Annotated in this window: 21 protein-coding genes; 10 read left to right on the top strand and 11 right to left on the bottom strand. The window is 65.0% G+C overall.

Annotated features, from left to right (window positions below; translation table 11 throughout):
* Window positions 1–74: 74 nt before the first annotated feature.
* The 4 genes from CI41S_RS41300 to CI41S_RS41285 all read right to left on the bottom strand — a co-directional run bounded on the left by CI41S_RS41300 (window position 75) and on the right by CI41S_RS41285 (window position 4,203).
* Window positions 75–911 (bottom strand): carbohydrate ABC transporter permease, encoded by an 837-nt coding sequence (locus tag CI41S_RS41300; RefSeq protein WP_172628390.1) that lies wholly within the window; start codon window positions 909–911, stop codon window positions 75–77.
* Entirely contained in the window at window positions 908–1,843 is a 936-nt protein-coding gene (locus CI41S_RS41295) for a carbohydrate ABC transporter permease (protein WP_139864675.1), read from the bottom strand. Before CI41S_RS41295 ends, CI41S_RS41300 begins: the two co-directional genes overlap by 4 nt.
* Window positions 1,840–3,165, bottom strand: coding sequence for an ABC transporter substrate-binding protein (locus CI41S_RS41290; protein ID WP_139864674.1), 1,326 nt, complete (start codon window positions 3,163–3,165; stop codon window positions 1,840–1,842). The genes CI41S_RS41295 and CI41S_RS41290 overlap by 4 nt, the downstream gene beginning before the upstream one ends.
* 183 nt (window positions 3,166–3,348) lie before the next feature.
* Entirely contained in the window at window positions 3,349–4,203 is an 855-nt protein-coding gene (locus CI41S_RS41285) for a VOC family protein (protein WP_139864673.1), read from the bottom strand.
* Window positions 4,204–4,332: 129 nt separating this feature from the next.
* Here CI41S_RS41285 and CI41S_RS41280 point away from each other — a divergent pair, with 129 nt between their 5' ends.
* The 3 genes from CI41S_RS41280 to CI41S_RS41270 all read left to right on the top strand — a co-directional run bounded on the left by CI41S_RS41280 (window position 4,333) and on the right by CI41S_RS41270 (window position 8,267).
* Window positions 4,333–5,634 (top strand): NAD(P)/FAD-dependent oxidoreductase, encoded by a 1,302-nt coding sequence (locus CI41S_RS41280; protein ID WP_139864672.1) that lies wholly within the window; start codon window positions 4,333–4,335, stop codon window positions 5,632–5,634.
* Between the two features lie 85 nt (window positions 5,635–5,719).
* The gene (locus tag CI41S_RS41275; RefSeq protein ID WP_139481675.1) at window positions 5,720–6,907 is read left to right on the top strand and encodes a 6-phosphofructokinase; all 1,188 of its coding nucleotides are present in this window, start codon (window positions 5,720–5,722) and stop codon (window positions 6,905–6,907) included.
* A gap of 214 nt (window positions 6,908–7,121) precedes the next feature.
* Window positions 7,122–8,267, top strand: coding sequence for a fructose-1,6-bisphosphatase (locus CI41S_RS41270; protein ID WP_139481674.1), 1,146 nt, complete (start codon window positions 7,122–7,124; stop codon window positions 8,265–8,267).
* A gap of 15 nt (window positions 8,268–8,282) precedes the next feature.
* Here the strand turns inward: CI41S_RS41270 and CI41S_RS41265 are convergent, their stop codons facing one another.
* The 4 genes from CI41S_RS41265 to CI41S_RS41250 form a co-directional block, all read right to left on the bottom strand.
* Window positions 8,283–9,908, bottom strand: a complete 1,626-nt coding sequence (locus CI41S_RS41265; RefSeq protein WP_139864671.1) for an ABC transporter ATP-binding protein — start codon at window positions 9,906–9,908, stop codon at window positions 8,283–8,285.
* Window positions 9,905–10,735 (bottom strand): ABC transporter permease, encoded by an 831-nt coding sequence (locus tag CI41S_RS41260; protein WP_139864670.1) that lies wholly within the window; start codon window positions 10,733–10,735, stop codon window positions 9,905–9,907. The genes CI41S_RS41265 and CI41S_RS41260 overlap by 4 nt, the downstream gene beginning before the upstream one ends.
* Window positions 10,736–10,737: 2 nt before the next feature.
* On the bottom strand, window positions 10,738–11,715 hold the full coding sequence (locus CI41S_RS41255) for an ABC transporter permease (RefSeq protein ID WP_139864669.1): 978 nt from the start codon (window positions 11,713–11,715) through the stop codon (window positions 10,738–10,740).
* 242 nt (window positions 11,716–11,957) lie between these two features.
* On the bottom strand, window positions 11,958–13,571 hold the full coding sequence (locus CI41S_RS41250; RefSeq protein WP_139864668.1) for an ABC transporter substrate-binding protein: 1,614 nt from the start codon (window positions 13,569–13,571) through the stop codon (window positions 11,958–11,960).
* Window positions 13,572–13,995: 424 nt separating this feature from the next.
* Between CI41S_RS41250 and CI41S_RS41240 the strand changes: the two genes are divergently transcribed.
* The gene (locus CI41S_RS41240; RefSeq protein ID WP_139481669.1) at window positions 13,996–14,295 is read left to right on the top strand and encodes an HU family DNA-binding protein; all 300 of its coding nucleotides are present in this window, start codon (window positions 13,996–13,998) and stop codon (window positions 14,293–14,295) included.
* A gap of 134 nt (window positions 14,296–14,429) precedes the next feature.
* On the opposite strand, the gene CI41S_RS41235 is transcribed toward CI41S_RS41240, so the two are convergent.
* On the bottom strand, window positions 14,430–15,209 hold the full coding sequence (locus CI41S_RS41235; RefSeq protein WP_139864666.1) for an SDR family oxidoreductase: 780 nt from the start codon (window positions 15,207–15,209) through the stop codon (window positions 14,430–14,432).
* 162 nt (window positions 15,210–15,371) lie between these two features.
* Between CI41S_RS41235 and CI41S_RS41230 the strand changes: the two genes are divergently transcribed.
* Window positions 15,372–16,325 (top strand): sulfonate ABC transporter substrate-binding protein, encoded by a 954-nt coding sequence (locus CI41S_RS41230; RefSeq protein WP_210242739.1) that lies wholly within the window; start codon window positions 15,372–15,374, stop codon window positions 16,323–16,325.
* 55 nt (window positions 16,326–16,380) lie between these two features.
* Here the strand turns inward: CI41S_RS41230 and CI41S_RS41225 are convergent, their stop codons facing one another.
* Window positions 16,381–16,674, bottom strand: coding sequence for a hypothetical protein (locus CI41S_RS41225; RefSeq protein ID WP_139864665.1), 294 nt, complete (start codon window positions 16,672–16,674; stop codon window positions 16,381–16,383).
* Window positions 16,675–16,952: 278 nt separating this feature from the next.
* Window positions 16,953–17,939: an ABC transporter substrate-binding protein gene (locus tag CI41S_RS41220; protein ID WP_139864664.1), complete on the bottom strand. Its 987-nt coding sequence runs from the start codon at window positions 17,937–17,939 to the stop codon at window positions 16,953–16,955.
* A gap of 63 nt (window positions 17,940–18,002) precedes the next feature.
* Between CI41S_RS41220 and CI41S_RS41215 the strand changes: the two genes are divergently transcribed.
* The 5 genes from CI41S_RS41215 (at window position 18,003) to CI41S_RS41195 (ending at window position 22,453) form a co-directional block, all read left to right on the top strand.
* Entirely contained in the window at window positions 18,003–18,257 is a 255-nt protein-coding gene (locus tag CI41S_RS41215; RefSeq protein ID WP_139864663.1) for a hypothetical protein, read from the top strand.
* A 144-nt stretch (window positions 18,258–18,401) separates the two neighbouring features.
* Complete coding sequence (locus tag CI41S_RS41210; RefSeq protein ID WP_139864662.1) at window positions 18,402–19,496, top strand: ABC transporter substrate-binding protein; 1,095 nt, start codon at window positions 18,402–18,404, stop codon at window positions 19,494–19,496.
* Window positions 19,474–20,484: an ABC transporter permease gene (locus tag CI41S_RS41205; RefSeq protein WP_139864661.1), complete on the top strand. Its 1,011-nt coding sequence runs from the start codon at window positions 19,474–19,476 to the stop codon at window positions 20,482–20,484. Before CI41S_RS41210 ends, CI41S_RS41205 begins: the two co-directional genes overlap by 23 nt.
* Window positions 20,478–21,287, top strand: a complete 810-nt coding sequence (locus CI41S_RS41200) for an ABC transporter ATP-binding protein (RefSeq protein ID WP_139864660.1) — start codon at window positions 20,478–20,480, stop codon at window positions 21,285–21,287. The genes CI41S_RS41205 and CI41S_RS41200 overlap by 7 nt, the downstream gene beginning before the upstream one ends.
* Window positions 21,281–22,453, top strand: a complete 1,173-nt coding sequence (locus CI41S_RS41195) for an acyl-CoA dehydrogenase family protein (RefSeq protein ID WP_139864659.1) — start codon at window positions 21,281–21,283, stop codon at window positions 22,451–22,453. The genes CI41S_RS41200 and CI41S_RS41195 overlap by 7 nt, the downstream gene beginning before the upstream one ends.
* Window positions 22,454–22,478 lie beyond the last annotated feature (25 nt).

Here is a 22,478-nt window from a genome sequence, read left to right as displayed (position 1 = left end):
AAGCGACGAAGCAATCCATGCCTCCACTTGCGGAGCTATGGATTGCTTCGCTTCGCTCGCAATGACGGGATTCGCTAACCGCCCTTCACCGCGCCCGCCGTCAGCCCGGCGACGATCTGCCGCTGCGCCATCACGGTGAGCAGCAGCACCGGCGCGGTGACGATCAGCGCGGCGGCGGCGAGCGGGCCCCAGCTCAACTGGTCGAACGAGATCATGTTGTAGACCGCGACCGGCAGGGTGCGGGTCTCGCGCCCGGCCAGCACGATGCCGAACACAAAATTGTTCCAGGAGAAGATCACCGCGAGGATGAAGGCGACCGCGAGCCCGGGCCTCGCGATCGGCAGCGCGACATGGCGGAACACCTGCCAGCGCGTGGCACCGTCGATCAGCGCGGCTTCCTCGAGCTCGAGCGGCGTGGTCTCGAAGTAGCCGATCATGATCCAGATCACGATCGGCACCGTGACCACGAGATGGATGATGATCTGCGGCACCAGCGTGCCGAGCAGGCCGAGCCACTGGAACAGCAGGAACAGCGGGATCAGGTAGGACAGCCCCGGCGTGATGCGCGCGATCAGGATCACGACCGCAGATTTATGCGCCGCCATCCGCGCGATGCCGTAGCCCGCGGGCACGCCGACCAACATCGCAAGGCCGGTGGCGGCGCCGGTGACGATCAGGCTGTTCATGAAGTAGGTGAGGAAACGATTGGAGGCGACCACGTCGGCGTAGTTCTTCCAGGCGATATGCTCCGGGAAAAACACCGGCGGATAAGCGGCGTTGTCGATCTCGAACTTCAGCGACAGCGAGGCCATCCAGAGAAAGAACAGGATCGCCGGCGAGACGATCACGAGCACCGACAGCCAAAGCCCGATCTGGCCAAGGATCTGACTTGGAATCCGACGCGGGTTCATGCGCCGCTCCCGAGCTCTGACGTCCACAGCATCCGCTTGCGCATGTAGAGCAGCAGCGCGGCCAACGCGACGATCAGCAGGAAGAACACCACGGCGATCGCCGAGCCGTAGCCGAGGTCGTAGTAGACGAAGGCGACGCTGTAGAGATAGACGTTGATGGTCTCCGACGCCGAGCCGGGGCCGCCCTGGGTGATCGCGAAGATGATGTCAAAACTCTTCACCGCGTCGATCATGCGGATCATGCCGGCGATGAACAGGAACGGCATGATCAGCGGCAGCGTGATGAAGCGGAACACTTGCCAGAAGCTGGCGCCATCGATCTGCGCGCTCTCGTAGGGCTCGGTCGGGATCGCGGCGAGGCCGCCGAGCACGATCAGCATCACCAGCGGCGTCCATTGCCAGGTCTCGACCAGCACCAGCGACGGGATCACGGTGGTCGGGTTGAACACCCAGAGCTGCGGCGGCAGGCCGACCAGCGACAGCAGATAGTTCAGCACGCCGAGCTGCGGGTGGAACATCATGGTCCACACCAGCGCGATTGCAACCGGTGTCGCCATCATCGGCATGATGAAGATGCCGCGCAGAAAACCGCGCGCGGCAAATTGCTGGTGAAACACGATCGCCGCCAGCGTGCCGAGGATCAGCGGCAGCAGCACCGACAACGCCGTGTAGACCAGCGTATGGCCGACCGCCTCGACGAAGCGCGGATCGGCCGGCAGCCGCAGATAATTGGCGAGGCCAACGAAGGTGATCGGCGAGCCCACCTTCCATTCGTTGAGGCTCATCCAGATCGTGAACACCCACGGGAAGATGATCACCGCCAGCACCACGACGAGCGCCGGGATCACGAACGGCCAGTAGGACGGCGGACGCCATTCACGTTCCGGCGCGGCGCGTTGCGCGACTGCCGGAGCTTCTGTCACCACGCTCACGCTTTTTCGCTGCGCTCCAGGATCGGGCGATACTGCTCGTGCGCCTTCTTCAGCTCGGTCGCAGGATCGGCGCCCGACAGGGTCGATGTCAGCGCCGCACCGACGATGTCGCGGAATTCGGCGACCGGGATCACGACGGGCAGGCCGAGCTTGGAGATCTTTGCAGAATCGACCACCGATTGCAGCCATTCCTTCGGCATCTTCACGCCCTGCTGCACCTCGGGATCGTTCAGGATCGAATTGCGGAACGGGACGCCGCCGCCGGCCTGCAACAGCCGCGCGCCCTGCTTCTTCGAGACCACCCATTGGCAAAGCAGATAGGCGGCTTCTTTGTTCTTGCTGGCCGCGGCAATGCCGATGCCGTCGCCATAGGTCGCCGAATATTGTCCCTTCGGTCCGGCGGGCACCACGGTGTAGCCGACCTTGCCGACGACGCGGGAAGCCGCCGGGTCTTCCAGCGGCGGCGCCCAGCCGACGCCGTCGATCCACATCGCCGAGCGGCCCTGGGTGAACGAGGCCATCGACTCCATCCAGTTGAAGCCGGCGACGCCGGGCGGCGCGACCTTGGTCAGCAGCGTCTGATAGAGCTTCGTTGCGGCGATCGCCTCGGGCCCGTCGGTCAGGATGTTGCCCTTGCCGTCGAGGAATTCGCCGCCATAGTTGAGATAGAAGTTGGTCCACAACGTCATGTTGGCGTTGCGCAGGCCGCGCCCGACGAAGCCGAAAGTGCCGTCCTTGGCATCGGTGAGCTTTTCCGCGGCCGCGACCATCTCGTCCAGCGTCTTCGGCACCGCGACGCCCTTCTTCTGGAACAGCTCCTTGTTGTAGTAGAGGATGAAGTAGTCGACCGACCACGGCAGCGACAGCATCTGCCCTTTGTCGTTCTTGGCGTATTGCAGCCCGGCCGCGGAAAAGTCGCTCTCGACGAGGTCGGGCGCGGTCAGCGTCGGATCCTTCATGTAGCCGGACATGTCGGCGAGCCAGCCGGCCTTCTCGAACTGCCGCTTCTGTACGTGGTAGCTCAGGTGGATGACGTCGAAGCTCGGCTTGCCCGACGCGAGCTCGATCACCGCCTTCTGGCGCTGCTGCTGCTCGGGGATCTGCTCCGACTCGACCTTGATGCCGGTCAGCTCGGTGAATTCCTTGATGTATTTTTGCAGATTGTCGCCGCGCGGCCCCTTGGCCAGGATCACCTCAAGCGTGGTGCCGGAATATTTCTTCCAGTTCACCTCGGCGCGGGCCGGAGACCCGGTCAATGCAAGCGCGCCTGTGGCGGCCGTGCCGGCCAGCATCTGGCGGCGCGAGATCAGGTGATGCGGCATGGTTCTCTCCCTGGACGGTTCTTGTTTGGGAGAGATACTAGAACATGAACCGGAAAAGTGAAAACCGGTTTTCCAGATCGTTGCTGCATCAAGCGATGCCGCAAGAACAACGATGCGATCGTGATCGCATCGATGTCGCAAGTTCGTCTGTATGGCCTGCTGCGGCGTCGCAGGGCAGGGCCGCTATGCCTTGACGAAGGCGAGCAGGGTGCCGTTGCCGGCCGCCGGCGGCACGCAGATGCTGCTGCCGCTCTTGACGCCGGTCGCGCCCAGCGCTTGCTCCGTTTTGGCAAGATCGGCCGCGATCACGAGGCCGGCGCCGCCGCGATCGGGCAGCCCGTCCAGCGATACGCCGGGATAGCGCTTGCCGAGCTGGTCCTTGCTCAGGAACACGAAGTCGGCGCGGTCGCCGCCCGACGGCACCGCGATTGCGCCGTCGGCTTCATTCCGCACGGCGTTGTCGATCATCTTGGCGAGATGTGCCGCATCGGTGGCCGCATCGGGCGAGACGATCAACACCTGCTTGAGGCGTCTCGCCCCATTGGCGTGCGTCATCAGTTCGGGGATCCACACCGTCTCGCGGGTCTTGTGCTGGCAGGCGAAGATGCGGACGCCGCCGGGCGCCTCGGCGGTCGGCCACTGGAAGGTGCGGAATTTTGCCGCGGAGACCGTGCCATTCGGCAGCGTCACCGGCCTCTCGAAGTCGGTCGGGCCGACCGGCGTGTAGCCGCGGGCGCGGATCTCTTCCGCGCCGGCGGCCGAATCTACCGCGGTGAATGCGATCCGCTCGATTCCTTCGCCGCGCTTCTCCAGAAACGACCGCGCCGGCGCATTATGTTCGGTCGGCGTCAGCACGCCGAGCAATTCCATGTAGTCGGGATCGAACATGATGGTGTAGTTGCCCGATCCCATATGCGCGCTGTGAGTGCCGCGCGGCGACACGGTGAAGCCGAGCCGCTTGTAGTTCTCGGCGGCCTTGTCGAGGTCCTTCACCATGACCACGGCGTGGTCGATTCCGATGACGTTCTTGAGTGCCACTTCTTGTCTTCCCGGCTGGAATAAGGAAACTTGTTTGAGCATGATCTTTTCGGAAAACCGCTACGCAATTTTCCAGATCATGCTTTAAAGCTAAGCAGAACGATCAGGCGCCCGCAAGAAAGGATCATGATGAGCAGCACTGCCGTGCGCTGGCCCGAGTCGCTCTGGGCCGCGGTGACGCCATCCGGCCCCGATTGCTCTGAGCTGACCGGCGCGCAGCAGGCCGATGTCGTCATCATCGGCGGCGGCTTTACCGGGCTGTCGACCGCGCTGCATCTGCGCGAGGCCAATGTCGACGTCGCCATCGTCGAGGCCGCCGAGCCGGGCTGGGGCGCCTCCGGCCGCAACAACGGGCAGGTGATCCCGACGCTGTCGCGGCCCGATCCCGAGGATATCATCGCCAGGCACGGCGCGACCGGCGAGCGCTTTGTCGCGATGCTGCGCGACAGCGCTTCGACGCTGTTCGACATCGTGCGTCGCTACAACATCGACGCCGAGCAGGAGCAGGCCGGCTGGGTGCAGCCGGTACATTCGCCGGGCCGTATCAAGATCGCGGAGCGGCGGGTGCGGCAATGGTCGAAATTCGGCGCGCCGGTGGAATTGCTGTCGCGTGAGCAGGTCGGCGACATGCTCGGCTCGAATGCCTGGTACGGCGGTTTCTGGAACAGGAGCGGCGGTCACATCAATCCGCTGGCACTGGCGCGCGGCCTCGCGCACACCGTCATCGGCCTCGGCGCGCGCATCTATGCCCGCTCGCCGGCGCTGAGTTTTGAGCGCCGCGGCGATCGCTGGGTGGTGAAGACCGCGAACGGCGAAATTGCCGGCCGCGCGCTGGTGGTCGCCACCAACGCCTATAGCGGCGAGTTCGCCAAATCGCTGGTGCCGGAGATCGCGACCGAGGTGATGCCGGTGCTGTCGTGGCAGATGTCGACGCAGCCGCTGTCGGACAATGTCCGCAAGACCATCATCCCCGGCCGGCAGGCGATGTCGGACACCCATGGCGAGCTGTATTTCGCGCGCTACGACGCCCGCAACCGCCTCGTCACCGGCGGCGCGGTGCTCGGCCCCGGCAACAAGGTCGAGCGGATCAAGGCCCGCGTGACCGAGCGGCTGCAGCGGCTGTGGCCGCAGATCGGCGATGTCTCGTTCGACTATGTCTGGAACGGCTATGTCGGGATGACCACGGATTTCCTGCCGCGCATGCATCGGCTCGGGCCGAACGCCTTTGGCTGGACCGGCTGCAACGGCCGCGCCGTTGCGCTGACCATGCCGCTCGGCCGCGAGCTCGCGAAGGCGGTGCAGGGCGTGCCGGACAGCGAGTTGGCGCTGCCGTTCACCGATCCGGTGACGATCCCGGCGCACGGCCTGATGCGCAAGCTGGCGCCGCTGATGCTCCTGGTCTACCGTCGCCGCGATGCGCGGGAAATCTAGAGCAAGAAGGGTCGCCGGCGGACAGCCTACGGAACCCGCAACCTGACGCTGGCGTTATGCGACATACCAATCCTGGGAGGTGGGCATGGCGAGGAAGCGCATTGGTATTCTCACCGGAGGCGGTGACGTTCCCGGCCTCAATGCTGTGATCAAGAGTGTGACTTATCGCGGCAGCGAGGACGACATTGAGGTTGTCGGTCTCCGCCGTGGTTGGGAGGCCCTCACGCACGTGAACCTCGACGACCCGGCCAGCAAGTCTCACTACGTCATCCCGCTGAACCGCGAAAACACGCGCATCATCGACCGGCGCGGCGGCACCGTGCTGCACTCGAGCCGCACCAATCCCTCCAAAATGAAGAAGCTGCCCAATCATCTCGTCGGGCAGGACTTTCCAGTTTCCCAGAGTACCAAGGACGGGATCGCAACCAAGACGTGGGACCTCACGGACAAGGTGCTGGCGAACCTCGCAGGGCTCGGCATCGAGCATCTGATCGCGATCGGCGGCGACGATACGCTCAGCTATGCTGACAAGCTGAATAGACTTGGCGTCAAGATCATTGCCATCCCGAAGACGATGGACAACGACGTCCGCAACACCGAGTACTGCATCGGTTTCTCGACTGCGATCACCCGCGCCAGCGAAGCCATCCAGCGGCAGCGCACCACTGTCGGCTCGCACGAGCGAATTGGCATTTTCCGCATCTTTGGCCGCGATGCCGGGTTTACGGCATTTTACACCGCCTACGCGACCTCGATCCGATGCGCCATACCGGAGTACAAGGTCAACCTCGACAAGTTGATCCAGCTTCTCGTCGAGGACAAGCGCGGCAACCCAAGCAACTACGCGCTGATCGTGCTCAGCGAGGGCGCCGAGTGGGAGGGTTACAAGGTGCAGGAATACGGCGATCCCGACGCCTACGGGCACCGCAGGAAGGCGAGCGTGGCCGAAGCATTCGCCGACGAGATCAAGCGGCGCTCCGGCGAGGAGACTATCGTCTCTGACCTCACCTACGATCTGCGATCGGGCGATCCGGATTTCATCGACAAGCTTGTCGCGCTGACGTTCGGCAACTTGGCCTACGATGCGATCCTGGAAGGCAAAACGGGTCTGATGTCGGCGCTGGTCGAGGGCCGCTACGACCTCGTGCCTATACCTGACGCCAGGCTTGGGCCGCGCAAATTGGACGTTGCCACCGCGTACAACACGGAGCGCTACCGTCCTCTCTACTCCAACAAGCGGGGGCTGCCAATTTTTCTCAACCGCGCTTCATAGGGCGGGTGGTAACCCCATCGAGCATCACGAGTTATTCCAGATGCGTCGATAGCCCGTATCGACAGTCGGTGACGGAGGGGCCATAGTTCCCCAAGCAATTTGCGCAGGGAACCTGTCGCAACACACGACGTTCTTTTCGCAAATGAGCGCGCCGTCGCCCCCGGCGCAGCGAGCGCCGAGGCGAAGGCGCTGCGTTGCGGTCGGAGGGATGCTCATGAAACTCACCATTTCGGTCATCAAGGCTGACATTGGCTCCGTTGGGGGCCACACGAAACCATCTGCGCGCATGATGGCGGCTGTCGAAGGGGAGGTCGCGAAAGCGATCGACAACGGTCTCCTGATCGACGGGTTCGTGCGCCATACCGGCGACGACATTGCGATCATCATGACGCACACGCGGGGCGAAGGGAGCTCCGAAGTCCACCAATTCGCCTGGAAGACGTTTCTCGCGGCCACTGCGGTTGCGAAGACCTCCGGGCTCTACGGCGCCGGCCAGGATCTTCTCGTCGACGCCCCTTCCGGAAACGTTCGCGGCGCGGGCCCGGCCGTCGCCGAACTCAGCTTCGACCACAGCCTCGCGGGCGCGAGACCCGCGGAGTCCTTCATGGTGTTCGCCGCAGACAAATGCGGCCCCGGCGCCTACAACCTGCCGCTCTATCTGGCTTTTGCCGATCCCATGTATTGCGCCGGGCTGATGCTGCCCCCGATGATCAAGGGCTTCCGTTTCCATATCATCGATATGGACAACACGGCCGGCGACAGCGTGATCGAACTCGATGCGCCCGCGGACGGCTACCACATTGCGGCGCTGCTTCGCGACAACGAGCGCTTCGGCATTGATCGCATCGTCTCGAAAACCTATGGCGAGGTCGCCGTCGCCGTTTCGGCGCAGCGTCTTCACTCCATCGCAGGCAAATACACCGGCAAGGATGATCCGGTCGCGGTCGTCAGGAACCAGGGCATATTCGCCGCGCCCGAAGAAATCATCTCGCCCTTCGCCAAGGCGCACTTCGTGGGCGGCGATGCGCGCGGCTCGCATGTGATGCCGCTCATGCCGGTGCCGCTCAACACCCCGGTGACGGGGATGTACTGCCTGCCGATCGTGTCCTGCGTCGGCTTCTCGATCGACCGGGACGGGAAGTTCTCGGAGTCCTATACCGATTTCTTTGACAACCTTGCGTGGGACGAGGTTCGCCAGCGCGCGCAGCGCAAGGCGATCGAGATGCGTAGCCAGGGCTGGTCCGGCGCTGCGATGCTGCCCTATTCAGAGCTGGAATATGGCGGCTTCCGCGACACGGTATCCGGATTGCTGAAGCGCTTCCGGCTGCGCGAGGAGCCCAAGCCACAAGCGGCGGAGTAGGCCGCGCGTGCCCGGCTACACGGTTGCGGTGCCGTGCTCGCGCGCGAACGCGCCGCCGGGGATCGCCGACAGCAGCGCCTGCGTGTAGGGATGCTGCGGGTTGCCGAACACCTCGGCCGTCAGGCCTTGCTCGACCACGGCGCCATCCTTCATCACGGCGACGAGATCGCAGATCTGCGCGGCGACCCGCAGATCGTGGGTGATGAAGATGATGGAGAGGCCGAGCTGCTGCCGCAGCCCCGCGAGCAGTTTCAGCACCTGCGCCTGCACCGAGACATCGAGCGCCGAGACCGGCTCGTCGGCAACCAGCACGTCCGGCTTCAACGCCAGTGCCCGGGCGAGCCCGATGCGTTGCCGCTGGCCGCCGGAGAATTCGTGCGGGTAGCGATCGCCGGCGGACGGATCGAGGCCGACAAGCTCGAACAGCTTTCGCGCTTCCACAATCGCGGTGGCGCGGTCGGTGCCGTGCACGATCGGTCCCTGCGCCACCAGTTCGGCCGCCTTGCGGCGCGGGTTGAGCGAGGCGAACGGATCCTGGAACACCATCTGGATGTGGCGGGTCTCGCCGCGCACTTCATCGCGCGTGAGCTTGGCCCAGTCCCTGCCGTCGAGCCGGATCGATCCGGCGTCGGGATCGATCAGCCGGACGATGCAGCGCGCCAGCGTCGATTTGCCCGAACCGGACTCGCCGACGATGCCGAGCGTCGCGCCGCGCGGCAAATGCAGCGATACGTTCTTCACGGCGTCCGTGACCCGGGCGCCGCGGCCGAGGAAGCCGCCGGTACGGTAGGTTTTTGAGACGCCGTCGATGGTCAGGATGCTCTTGCCGGAGAGCAGCCGCGGCGCCGGCGCCTTCAGCGGTGGAACGGCCGCGATCAGCTGTTTTGTGTAAGCATGCTGCGGATCGTTCAGCACCTTCTCCGCCGCGCCCTGTTCGACGATCACGCCATGCTGCATCACCACAACGCGGTCGGCGATCTCGGCGACCACGCCGAAATCGTGGGTGATGAACAGCACCGCCGTCTTCTTGCGCTGCTGCAGATCGCGGATCAGTTTCAAGATCTGCGCCTGCGTGGTGACGTCGAGCGCGGTGGTCGGCTCGTCCGCGATCAGCAGCTTCGGATCGAGCGCCAGCGCCATCGCGATCATGGCGCGCTGGCGCTGGCCGCCGGAGAGCTCGTGCGGATAGGCCTTTGCCGCGGCCTTCGGATCGGGAATCCGGACGTCCTCGAGCAGCGCCTGCACCCGTGCCGCGATCTCGGCCTTCGAGAGTTGTGTGTGGATCGCAAACATCTCGCCGATCTGGTCGCCGATGGTGCGCAGCGGATTGAGCGCGGTCATCGGCTCCTGAAAAATCATCGCGATGCCGGCGCCGCGCACATCGCGCATCTCGGACGGGTCGGCGGCGCAGAGGTCGTGGCCGTCGAACATCATCCGGCCCTGTTCGATGCTCACCTCGTTCGGCAACAGCCGCATGATGGTGTTGGCCATCATCGATTTGCCGGAGCCGGATTCACCGACCACGCAGAGGATCTCGTTTGACGCGACCGACAGCGACACATCGGACAGCGCATGCGGCCGGTCGGCGCCTCTGGGCAGCCGCACGGTCAGCCGATCGAGCGAAAGGACGGTGTCGCTCATCGGCTCTTCAGCCTCGGATTGAGCGCATCGTTGAGGCCCTGGCCGACCAGCGACACCGCGAGCACGGTGACCAGGATCGCAATGCCGGGGATCGCCGAGACATACCACTGCACGCGGAGCACGTCGCGGCCGAGCCCGATTAGATTGCCCCAGGAGGCGACGTTGGGATCGGACAGCCTTAAGAAAGCAAGCGCGCTCTCCAGGAGGATCGCGACCGCCATCACCACGCTGGCATACACGATGACCGGCGGCAGCGCGTTGGGCAGGATCTCGCCGAGGATCAGCTGCACGTCCCGCATGCCGAGGGTCTTGCCGGCCTGGACGAATTCACGGTTGCGCAGCGACAGGAACTCGGCGCGGGTCAGCCGCGCCGGCGCCGGCCACGACACCACGCCGACCGCGATCGTCACCGTGGTCAGGGTCGAGCCGAACACCGCGACCAAGACCAGCAGCAGCACGAAGTTCGGCAGGGTCTGGAACGCCTCCGTGATCCGCATCAGGACATTGTCGACCCAGCCGCCGTAATAGCCGGCGAAGGCGCCGACCAGGATGCCGATCAGGATCGCGATCGCGGTGGCGACGCCGCCGATCAAGAGCGAGATGCGCGCGCCGTAGAAGATCTGCGCGGCGATATCGCGTCCGGAATTGTCGGTGCCGAGCAGGAAGCGCGGGTTGGAGAACGGCCAGATCAGCGGCCGTCCCGCCAGCGCCAGCGGATCGCGCGGGTAGAGGAAGCCAGCGCTGACCGCCATCGCGATCACGAGCAGCAGCAGGATCAGGCCGATCACGGCGGCCGGGCTGCGGAAGTAGCGGTTCATTGCGTCCATCGTCAGCCCTCCGCCGCGATGCGCGGATCGAGCCGCGCGTAGAGCAGGTCGACGACGAAGTTCACGGTGATGACGAGCAGCGCCGAGACGAACACGATGCCGAGCAGGGTGTTGAGGTCGCGCTGCACCACGGATTCATAGGCGAGGCGGCCGAGACCGGGCAGCGAGAACACGCTTTCGACCACCACCGAGCCGCCGAGCATGGTGCCGGCCTGCAGGCCGATCAGCGTCACCATCGGCAGCAGGGCGTTGCGCAGCACGTGGCGGGTGATGACATGGGTCTCGTCCAGGCCCTTGGCGCGCGCGGTGCGCACGAAGTCGAGATTCAGCACCTCCAGCATCGAGGCGCGCATGATGCGCAGGTAAATCGCGAGGAAGATCAGCCCGAGCGTCAGCGTCGGCAGCACCAGGTGGGCGGCGATGTCGAGCACGCGCCAGATTCCGGTCTGCACCGTGCCGATGTCCTCAAAACCGCCCGGCGGCAGCCATTGCAGGTAGACCGAGAACACCACGATCGCCATCAGGCCGAACCAGAACGAGGGCGTGGCGTAGAAGATCAGGCCGAGCGTCGAGATCAGCGTATCCGGCCAGCGGTTGACGCCGCGCGATGCGATCACGCCGAACACCAGGCCGAAGAAGAACGCGAACGACAGCGACGCCATCATCAGCAGGATGGTCGGCGGCAGCCGCTCCAGGATCACGGTCGCCACCGGCTTGCCGTAGATCGAGGAGAAGCCGAGGTCGAGCCGCACCAGCCGCCACAGGTAATTGGCAAGCTGCGCCGGAACCGAGAGGTCGAGCCCATAGAACTCGCGCAGCTGTTTTGCGGTCGCGGCATCGCCGCCGCCCATCTGCGCCATCAGCGCGTCGACGGTGTCGCCTGGCGCCAGCTGCAGCAGCAGGAACACGCCGATCAGGATCAGGAACAGGGTCGGGATCGAGGCGGCCAGCCGCCGCCCCGCAAGGCTCAAGATGCGCATCGGTTATCTATAGCGGTTTCGAACGAAGTGGACACCGGTTCGGATCAGATTGGCTCGGGCTTCTCCGTCACCTCTCCCCGCCTGCGGGGAGAGGTCGGATCGCATCGCAAGATGCGATCCGGGTGAGGGGGTACAGGTCTATCGATGGACTTATCTGGTGGAGAGAGCCCCTCACCCCGACCCTCTCCCCGTGAAGAACGGGGAGAGGGGGAAGGAGACACCGCCGCGAGCGTCAGATCGCCTCACGCGGAAAGCCAGAGATCGTGCCAGCTGGTCGAGCCCCAGCGCGGGGTGTTGGAGTGGTTGCGCGCCTTGGCCGTGATCACGGTGACGAAGATCTGCTCGATCGGCATCCAGACCGGCAGCTCGGTGTTCACCTCCTTGACGAACTCGGCATAGAGCGCCTTGCGCTTGACCGGGTCGAGCTCGGTGAGGGCATTGTCGATGGTGCCGTCGACGGTCTTGTCCTCCCAGCCCCACTGGTTGGTCCAGGGCGCCCCCTTGGGCTGGCCGGAGCGGTACCACACCGTGGTCGAGACCGCGGGATCGTTGCGGTACTGGTGCCAGCCGGTGGCGAGGTCGAAGGCGTGTTCGTCATAGACCTGCTTGAGGAAGCCGCCGCCGTCGTTGCGCACGATGTCGACCTGGATGCCGACTTCTCCCAGCGACTGCTGGATGAAGGTCGACCACAGCGAGATGTCCTCGCCCCACGGCGCCGGCAACAGCTTTAGCGTGAAGCGGTTGCCGCCGGAGGCCTTGAAGCCAGCCTCGTCGAGCAGCGCGATCGCCTTGGCTTTGTCGTAAGGGTATTGCGGCGTGTTCGGCCCGGGATAAAAGTCGGTCGAGATCGAGGGGATCGGCCCGGTGCCGAGTTTTGCAAAGTCGCCGAGGAAGTTGTCGATGAAGAACGGCACGTTGATCGCGTGCGCGATGGCGCGGCGGACGCGGATGTCGGACAATTCCTTGCGGCGGAAGTTGAACTCGATGGTGTTGGTGCGAGCGTTGCCCTCATTGCCCTTGGTCGAGACGACGAAGCGCTTGTCCTTGGAAAGCCGCGCCATGTCCGAGATGGTCAGCCCGGAGAACGGGCTATAATGCAGCTCGCCGGCCTCCATCTGCGCCGCCGCGGCCGCGCGGTCGGTGATCACCTTCCAGACGATGCGATCGAGATAGGGCGCGTTCGGCCGCCAGTAATCCGGGTTGCGGTCGGCGATGATATACTGCCCGCGCTCATATTTGACGAATTTGAACGGGCCGGTGCCGACCGGGGCGAGGTTGGTCGGGTTCTGCCTGATGTCGCCGCTCTCATAGAGATGCTTGGCGGAGACGTAGCCGAGATCGGGCAGGGCGCGCAGCAACAGGTTGAGCGGCATCGGCCGCTCGTAGCGGAAGATCGCGGTCTGCGGATCGGGGGTGTCGACCGCGGTCAGGAATAGCTGCAGCGTCGATCCGTAGTTGAGGATCTTCTTCCACATGTTCATCGCGGTGAAGGCGACGTCATCAGAGGTGAACGGCTTGCTGTCGTGCCAGGTCACGCCCTTGCGCAGCTTGAAGGTGACGGTCTTGCCGTCAGGCGCAGCCTCCCAGCTCTCGGCCAGCACGCCGACCGGCTGGCCGTTGGCGTCGAGGTCGACCAGATTCTCCTGAATCTTGCCGCCGATGATGTAGACGCCGGTGGAGGCCTGGATGCTCGGATTGAGCTGGCGCTGCTCGGCGCCGTAGTGGACGTTGAACACGCCGCCCTTGCGCGGGGCCTCCTGCGCAAAAGCCCGCATCGGATTGATGACGTTGGCCGCGATCGCGGCCGAGGTCAAAAGGGCGGTGCGGCGGTTGATCTCGAGGCGGGTCAAATCCATACGCTGGTCTCCAAAGCTACATCGACGCTTACATAAGCGGCCCGCCGGCTGGCGGCGGCGGGCTTCGGCCGATGTTACCTTGGATTGGGAACCCGAGTCATTTTCTAATGGCTCGGCCTTTTGGACGATCGTTTTCGAAACCTGAAGTGGCGCAGCGCACCGCTCGGCAACTCGCATTGCGCCTGCGCGCTCGCGCGCCCGAGCGGCGCATTTTGATTCGCTCCAGGGCGCATCGCCGTACGCGGGAAGGCGCGCAAAACCCTGTAATTTCAGGGGTCGGAAGTGCCTTGACTTGGAAAAACCGCGAAAAAATTGCTGATTCGGGGGCTTTCCACAGCGATATTGCTGTGGGGAGTGCAGAAAACCCTGTTTTTTTCGGCGTTTTCCGCCATATCGTGCCAACTCCAGAATCAATGGAGCAACCATGGCTACCCAATTGTCGAAGTCGCAAGTGATCGAGAAGATCGCGACCACCACCGAACTTTCCAAGCGCGACGTCAAGAACGTCTTGGACTCACTGGTCGATGTCGGCCACAAGGAGCTGAAGAAGAGCGGGGTGTTCCTCGTCCCCGGCTTCGCCAAGTTCGTCGTGGTCAAGAAGCCTGCGACCAAGGCGCGCAAGGGCACCAACCCCTTCACGGGCGAAGAGATGATGTTCAAGGCCAAGCCGGCCCGGAAGATCGTCCGCGCCCGGCCGGTCAAGGCCGCCAAGGACGCGGTTTAAGATCGAAAGGCCTCCGGTGACGGAGGCCTTTTGCTTTTGAGCGACGACTTGCGTGGTCACATCGCAAGCTGGGCGGGCTCCCTCTCCCCGCGTGCGGGGAGAGGTGAAGGAAGCCGCACCCTATGTGACGTCGCTCAGACAACCGGCGATCGGCCGCCATCGACATTGATGGCGGTGCCGGTGATGTAGGAGCCTTGCTCCGAGGCGAGCAGGCAGGCGAGGTTGGCGAATTCTTCCGCCGTGCCGATGCGGCCGAGCGGCGTGCCCTTGGCGAGGCCCTTCGCGAACTCCCCGAAATCCGTGTTCGGCGCCGTGGCGGCGTGGCGCTTGACCCATTGATCGCTCATGATCAGGCCGACCAAGAGCGCATTCACCAGGATGTTGTGCTCGCCGCCTTCGTTGGCCATCACCTTGGTCAGCGCCATGCCGGCCGCGCGCGACACCGAGGTCGGCGCCGAATTGCCGGCCGGCGCCTTGGCGAAGGTGTTGAGCACATTGATGATGCGGCCCCATTTGCGCTGCTTCATGCCGCCCCAGACCAGCCGGCTGAAGCGGATTGCCGCGAACAGTTTGAGGTCAAAATCCTCCTGCCAGGCCTCGTCGCTGATGTTCTCGAACGCCAGCGTGCGCGCCGTGCCGGCATTGTTGACGAGCACGTCGATCTTGCCGAAATCGGCGATGATCCTGTCGTGGGCGGCCTTGATGTCGGCCGCCTTGGAGACGTCGCAGACATAATCGCGCACCGCGAGCCCGTCTTTGGCGAGCGCCTCGCGCGCGGCCGCGAGATCGGCGGCGCCGCGGGCGAGGATCGCGACCTTGGCGCCGGACTCGGCAAACCGCCGCGCCACCGCGATCCCGATGCCCTTGCTGCCGCCGGTCACCACCGCGACGCGGTCCTTCATCGATAGCTGCATGGTTCTCTCTCCCTGTTGTCGTTGCGGGCGGCGAAGAAATTCTTCCGCACCGATGCTGCGTGAAACGCTTGAGCCGGAAACCGTCGATCTTTGAAATTGCTGCGATCGGCAAAATCAAACACGCTTTCTCATCCTTACTGTCTTTCGAAGGGGAAAGCGAGCATGCGAAATTGGCTGGGTCGAGGTCTCGCGCTGGCGATCGCCGGCTTGCTCGCAGGCTGGAACGCGCTGCCATCCGCGCAAGCCAGGGACAAAGTGTTTCGCGTCGCATTCCAGAAGGGTGGCGGCAATCTGATCTTTCTCAAGGAGCGCGGCATTCTCGAGCGGAAGCTGGCACCGCTCGGCTGGACCGTAAGCTGGAACGAATTCCAGGCCGGTCCGCAACTGCTCGAATCCCTGAACATCGGCGCGGCCGATTTCGGCCCGGTGGGCGAGGCGCCGCCGATCTTCGCGCAGGCCGCCGGCGCCAGCATCGTTTACGCCGGATACGAGCCGGCCTCGCCCCGCAACGAGGCGATCATCGTTCCCAAGGACAGCCCGATCAAGACGATTGCTGACCTGCGCAAGAAGCGCGTCGCGCTGAACAAGGGATCCAACGTCAACTACTTCCTGGTGCGCGCGCTGGAGGCCAATGGCCTGACCTATCAGGATATCGAGCCGGTCTATCTCGCCCCGGCGGATGCGCGGGCGGCGTTCGAACGCGGCGCGGTGGATGCCTGGGTGATCTGGGATCCCTATTATGCCGCGGCGGAAATTGGCCTCGGCGCCCGCAGCGTCGCGGATGCGACCGGGCTTGCCGCCAACGTCTCCTTCTACATCGCCGCGCGCGCGATTGCGGAGGAGAACCCGAAGGTGCTGACCACAGTGCTGGCGGCGATCGACGAGATCGATGTCTGGATCAGGGACAATCGCAAGCAGTACGCCGCCGAGCTCAGCCCGAAGATCGGCCTTCCCGCCGACATCATCGAACGCTCGGTCAACCGTGCCGAGCTTGGCGCCCGTCGGGTGGATGCCGCCGTGCTCGCCGAGCAGCAGAAGATCGCCGACGTCTTCACCCGCCTCAAGCTGATCCCGAAGGCGATCAACGTCTTCGATGCGGAATGGAAGACGGAGTGAACCATCGCATTCTTAAGGCGGCGGTCCGTTCCGAAGCCTTGACACATGCAGTTCGCTAGGGCTCGTTCGTCTCGTCGGGCAGTTCCGCGACCAGAAAGCGACCGGAGCCGTCGGCAAGCTCGTCGGCCAGGCCGCGATAGAGCGCGGCCTCCGCGGTCGTGGCGGCGCGGATGCGGGCGTGCTCGCACCATTCAGATGCGCGGCGCCGGCGCAGGAAATCATCAAGCGCAGCGGCGAGCCATGGTGCCTGGAGCAGCGCCTGCGCCTGCGCCAGGCTCGCCGCCTCGAACGCGAATGCGGCGGCCTGGCGAGTCTCCACCACAAACACTGATCGTTGTGCGTATGCCATGACGGGTGAGCCTAGAGCGAAATCATCACCAGCAGCGTCATGCAGGCCAGATGCGCGGCGACGATCAGGGCAAGATGGAGCGGACCGGACATGGGCGTCTCCGTGTTGCGCGGTGAGGTGAGCACCGCTCGTTGGCTCCCTCACCCTGAAAGGGGGAGGGTGGGGTGGGGGTCACGCTCCGCGAACGCCGGTGTTCGTGGAGGCAGGATCTCAATCCGGTCTGCGCGTTCCGCGCAGCCCGACCTCCCCTTTTCAAGGGGAGGTTAGAGGCCGCGCCGTCAGTTCACGCTCGCGCCTGTCGTGAAGCTGCGGTGCACTGCCTTGCTCACATCCAGCGTCTTGCCGAGGATGCCGTAGCGCGTCGCGCGGTCCGAGGCGGCCTGCACCTCTTTGACCACCGCCTCATCGATCGCAATCGGGCTCGTCTTCTGCGCGGTGTAGGCGGCGAGCAGCACGTCCTCCGGCAGTTTTGTCAGCTCGGCGGTGTTCTTGGCGTACTCGGCGAGATGGTCGAGCGACCACAGCCGCGCCTTGTTGAGCCGCTGCACCAGATCCTGCACCGCCGCGCGCTTGGTCGCGATTGCGTTGTCGGAGGCGACGATGAAGGTGACAGTCGGCGTCAGGCCCTCGCCGTCGGCGACGATGCGCGCCTTGTCCTTCAGCGTCGCGTAGGAAACGTAGGGCTCCCACACCGCCCAGCCGTCGATCGAGCCGGCAACGAGCGCGATCTTGGCGTCGACCGGGCCGAGCGGCGCGAAGGCCGCGTCCTCGATCTTGTTGCCGGCCTTCTCCAGCGTCGCGTCGATCAGGAACTGGCCCCAGCCGCCGCGGGTGCCGGCGAGCCGCTTGCCCTTCAGGTCGGCCGCCGACTTGATCGGCGAATCCGCTCGCACCAGGATCGCCTGCGTCTTCGGGTCGGCGCGGGTGCCGCCGACCGCCTTGATCGGCGCGCCGGCGGCGTAGACCGAGAGGAAGGCGAGATCGCCGGTATAGCCGACGTCGAGCGCGCCGGCGTTGAGCGCCTCGAGGATCGGCGCCGCCGCGGGGAATTCCGACCATTCGATCTTGTAGGGCAGATCCTTGGCGAGGCCGGAGATCTCGAGCAGCGAGCGGTTGCCGCCCTTCTGGTCGCCGACCTTCAGCACGACGGCGTCAGCCGCCAACGCTGCGACAGACGTCGACAGCGCGATCGCGGCCGCGATCAGCACGGCCGTGGTGCGGCGGGTGAGGGAATGGGAGGAGCCCGAGCGGGCGAGTTTGCGCATGTCCATTTTCTTTCTGATTCATTCGCTGCCCGGCAACAAGCGCGTCAGCGTCCGATCAGGTTGATGAGCAAACGGTTCGCCGTCAACGAAACGGAAAACTGTATTGCCGTGCCGGCGAGCAACGACGATCTCGTCCGACGTAGCGTTTGTAGAAGACCTGATGCGGACGACCGCAGAGCGCTCAGATTTGATGCAACGACAACCGCTGCGTCGCGAGTCTGCGCGCTGACATCGGCAAAAATCCTTTCATCGTCGCGCGATGTGTTCGTGGTGAGAAACGCTGTCGCGCCGACAACATTCGAAATTCCATTTCATTGACGATGAACCTGCCGCGCCGCATCATTTGCGCGTTGCTTGGTGCAATAGCGCCGGAGAAATCCGCTTTTTCTGGAACATGAGCTTTGGACGGCGGCGCGCGCAGGCGGAGACGTTCGGCGCGCGTGCCGAAATGCAGGAGTGAACATGTCTGTCGACAACAAGAAGACGGTGATGGATCGCCGCGCATTATTGCGTGCGGGCGCCGCCGCGGCGTTTGCCGCGCCGATCGGGGCTTACGGCGCGCAGGCCTTCACCCCGCGTCCGATCGCGCCGGCGATCGACTTCTCGGAATTCCCGATCTGCAAGACCGCCTCCGACGCGCCGCCGCTGACCGGCGCACCGCGCAAGCTGAAACTGTCGTGGAATGCGGGCGCGGTCTGCCTTGCGCCGCTGCCGGTCGCAATCGATCACGGCTTCTTCCAGAAGCAGAACCTCGACGTCGAGCTGGTCAACTATTCTGGCTCGACCGATCAACTGCTGGAGGCGATCGCCACCGGCAAGAGCGACGCCGGCCTCGGCATGGCGCTGCGCTGGCTCAAACCGCTGGAGCAGGGCTTTGACGTCAAGATCGCCGCCGGCACCCATGGCGGCTGCATGCGGGTGCTGACGCGGACCAATTCCGGCGTCGGCAAGCTCGCCGACCTCAAGGGCAAGATCGTCGCGGTCGGCGATCTCGCCGGGCCCGACAAGAACTTCTTCTCGATCCAGCTGTCCAAGCTCGGCATCGATCCGCTCAGGGATGTCGACTGGCGCGCCTATCCCGGCAACCTGCTCAACGTCGCGGTCGAGAAGGGCGAGGTGCAGGCCTTCCTGTCGTCGGATCCGCTGGCCTATCTCTGGCTCAAGGATCCCCAGTACAAGGAGGTCGCCTCCAATCTCGACGGCGAGTATCGCGACAAGAGCTGCTGCATCGTCGGCCTGCGTGGCAGTTTGGTACGCGAGGAGCCGCTTGTTGCGCGCGCGGTCACCCAGGCGCTGCTCGATGCCGCGATGTTCACGTCGCAGAATCCGGACAAGGCGGCAAAATCGTTCCAGCCCTACGCGCCGAAGGCGGCGAGCCTCGCCGACCTCGAGGCGATGGCGCGTTACCACACCCATCACCATCACCCGACCGGCGCCGTGCTCAAGAGCGAGCTGAAGGGCTACGCCGACGATTTGAAATCGGTCCAGGTGTTCAAGGCGAGCACCGACACGGCCAAATTCGCGGAGCGGATCTATGTCGACGTATTCAGTGTCTGACACGACGGCGCCGCGCACAGCGGCGTCGTTCATCAATTTGCGCCACGGCAGCTACGGTGTGGGTCTCGCCGCGAGCCTGGCCTGGCTCGCCTTCGGGCTGTCATGTCTGTACTGGCCCGACGTCGGCGACTGGTCGCGGACCGAGTCGCTCGGCATCGGCGCGATCGTGATCGCCGCTTTCATCCTGTTCGGCACGGTCAGCGCGGATTATCTCGGCGGCGCCGGCGAGGCGCTGCGCAAGCGGGCGCCGTGGCTGGTCGCGTTCGGCGCCTTCGTCACGCTGTGGGAGCTCGCCACCGCAAAACTCGCCTGGCTGCCGCTGCCGTTCTTCCCGCCGCCGCAGGCGATCCTCGAGGTCTATACCGACGACCTGCCAAAGCTGCTCGACAGCGTATTCGCCTCGGTGAAGCTGCAGCTCGGCGGCTACATCATCGGCGCGACAATTGGCTTCGTCACGGGCGTCTCGATCGGCTGGTCGCAGAAGGTCGGCTACTGGGTGCATCCGGTGCTGCGCTTCATCGGCCCGCTGCCGGCCACCGCCTGGCTGCCGATCGCGTTCTTCACCTTTCCGTCGAGCTGGAGCGCCTCGACCTTCCTGATCGCGCTCGCCACCGGCTTTCCGGTCACGGTGTTGACCTGGTCCGGTGTCGCGAGCGTGAGCAGCGCCTATTACGACGTCGCGCGCACGCTCGGCGCAAAGCCGTCGTTCCTGGTGCTGAAGGTCGCGATCCCCGCTGCGCTGCCGCATGTGTTCGTCGGCCTGTTCATGGGGCTCGGCTCGTCCTTCGCCGTGCTTGTTGTCGCCGAGATGATTGGGGTCAAGGCCGGGCTCGGCTGGTATCTGCAATGGGCGCAGGGCTGGGCGGCCTATGCCAACATGTACGCCGCGCTGATCGTGATGTCGCTGCTGTGCTCCGGCGCGATCACGCTGCTGTTCCGCACCCGCGACCGCTTGCTGGTCTGGCAGAAGGGCGTCGTCAAATGGTAGCGCAGGCCGCAGCTCAAACCGCAACTGAAGCGATCACCTATCCCGCCGTCGGCGCCGAGCTCGATATCGACGGCGTCAGCCACGCTTTCGACATCGACGGCGCTGATCTGTCGGTGCTCGATAACGTCAACCTCGCGATCGCGCCGGGCGAGTTCGTCGCCTTGCTCGGCCCGTCCGGCTGCGGCAAGTCGACCTTGCTGCGGCTGGTCGCCGGGCTGGAGAAGCCGCGCGCTGGCGTGCTGCGCGAGGACGAGGCGCGCATCACCGGCCCGCATCCCTCGCGCGTCGTCGTGTTCCAGGATCCGACGCTGTTTCCGTGGCGCTCGGTGTGGGACAATGTCGCGCTCGGGCTGGAGGCGCAGGGCATCCTGAAGACGCAGCGGCACCGGGTCGACGATGTCATCGAGCTGGTCGGCCTGTCCTCGTTCCGCAATGCCTATCCGCACCAGCTTTCCGGCGGCATGGCGCAGCGCGTGGCGCTGGCGCGCGCGCTGGTCAACGATCCAAAGATCCTGGTGCTCGACGAGCCGCTCGGCAAGCTCGACTCATTGACCAGGATCGCGATGCAGTCGGAAATCGTGGCGCTGTGGCAGCGCAAGGGCTTTACCACGCTGCTGGTCACCCACGATGTCGAGGAGGCGCTGGTGCTCGCCAACCGCGTCATCGTGCTCTCCGACCGTCCGGCGCGGATCAAGGCCGATATCGCCGTTCAGCGGCCGTATCCGCGGCATCGCGGCGATCCATATCTGGCCGAGCTGCGCAAGCAGATCCTCGGCCTGCTCGGACTGGAGGCGACATGGTGATCACCGTAGCCAAGGAGCTGCCGCCGGCCTACGAGCCGGAGCACATCGCGCGCGCCCTCAAGCTCGCCGATGTCATCGCCGCGCGCGCGCCGGCGCACGACCGCGACGCCAGCTTCCCGTTCGAGAATTTTGCCGATCTGTCGCGCGAGGGACTGCTGGCGCTGACGGTGCCGGCGGCGCTCGGCGGCATCGGAGCCGGCGCCCGCGACACAGCACGGGTGCTCGGCATCATCGGCAAGGCCGATCCGTCGACCGCGCTGGTGCTGTCGATGCACTACATCCAGCACCTGGTGATGGCGCGCAGCACGCGCTGGCCTGGCCGGCTCTCGCGCAAGCTCGCGAAGGAGACGGTCGAGGGCGTGGCGCTGATCAACGCGCTCCGGGTCGAGCCCGAGCTGGGCTCGCCGGCGCGCGGCGGCCTGCCGGCGACGATTGCGCGGCGCACCGCGACCGGCTGGCGGCTCTCCGGCACGAAGATCTATTCGACCGGCGCGCCGATCCTGAAATGGTACGCGGTCTGGGCCAAGACCGACGAGGCGGAGACGCGGGTCGGATTGTTTCTGGTCCCGGCCGGATTGCCGGGAACGCGGATCGAGGAGACGTGGGATCATCTCGGGCTGCGCGCCAGCGGCAGCCACACCGTGGTCTTCGACGACGTGGTGTTCCCGCTGGATTCCGAGATCGACGTGCGCAAGCCCGACGACTGGAAGGTTCCGGACTTCACGCAAAGCACCGTGCACGCGATCTTCGTCGCCGCGATCTATGACGGCGTCGCCCGCGCGGCGCGTGACTGGTTGGTGACCTTCCTGCAGGAGCGGGTGCCGGCCAATCTCGGCGCACCGCTGGCGAGCCTGCCGCGGGTGCAGGAGGTGGTCGGCGGTATCGAGGCGCGCCTTGCAATCAACGCGCGCCTGATCGAGAGCTTTGCCTCCGATTTCGATGACGGCTTCCAGCTCACCGCGATCGAGTCTAACATCATCAAGCTGACCGTGACCAACAACGCCGTCAAAGCGGTGGAGGACGCCTTGCAGCTGACCAGCAACCACGGCCTGTCGCGAACCAATCCACTGGAGCGGCATTATCGCGACGTGCTGTGCGGCCGCGTCCACACCCCGCAGGACGATTCCACCCGTGTCTCCGCCGGACGCCTGGCGCTGGGCGTCTGAAACAACAGCCAACAACAACGGAGTT

The sequence above is a fragment of the Bradyrhizobium ivorense genome, from assembly GCF_900696085.1.
GTDB lineage: Bacteria > Pseudomonadota > Alphaproteobacteria > Rhizobiales > Xanthobacteraceae > Bradyrhizobium > Bradyrhizobium ivorense.
This window is presented reverse-complemented; position numbering and strand designations above follow the sequence as displayed.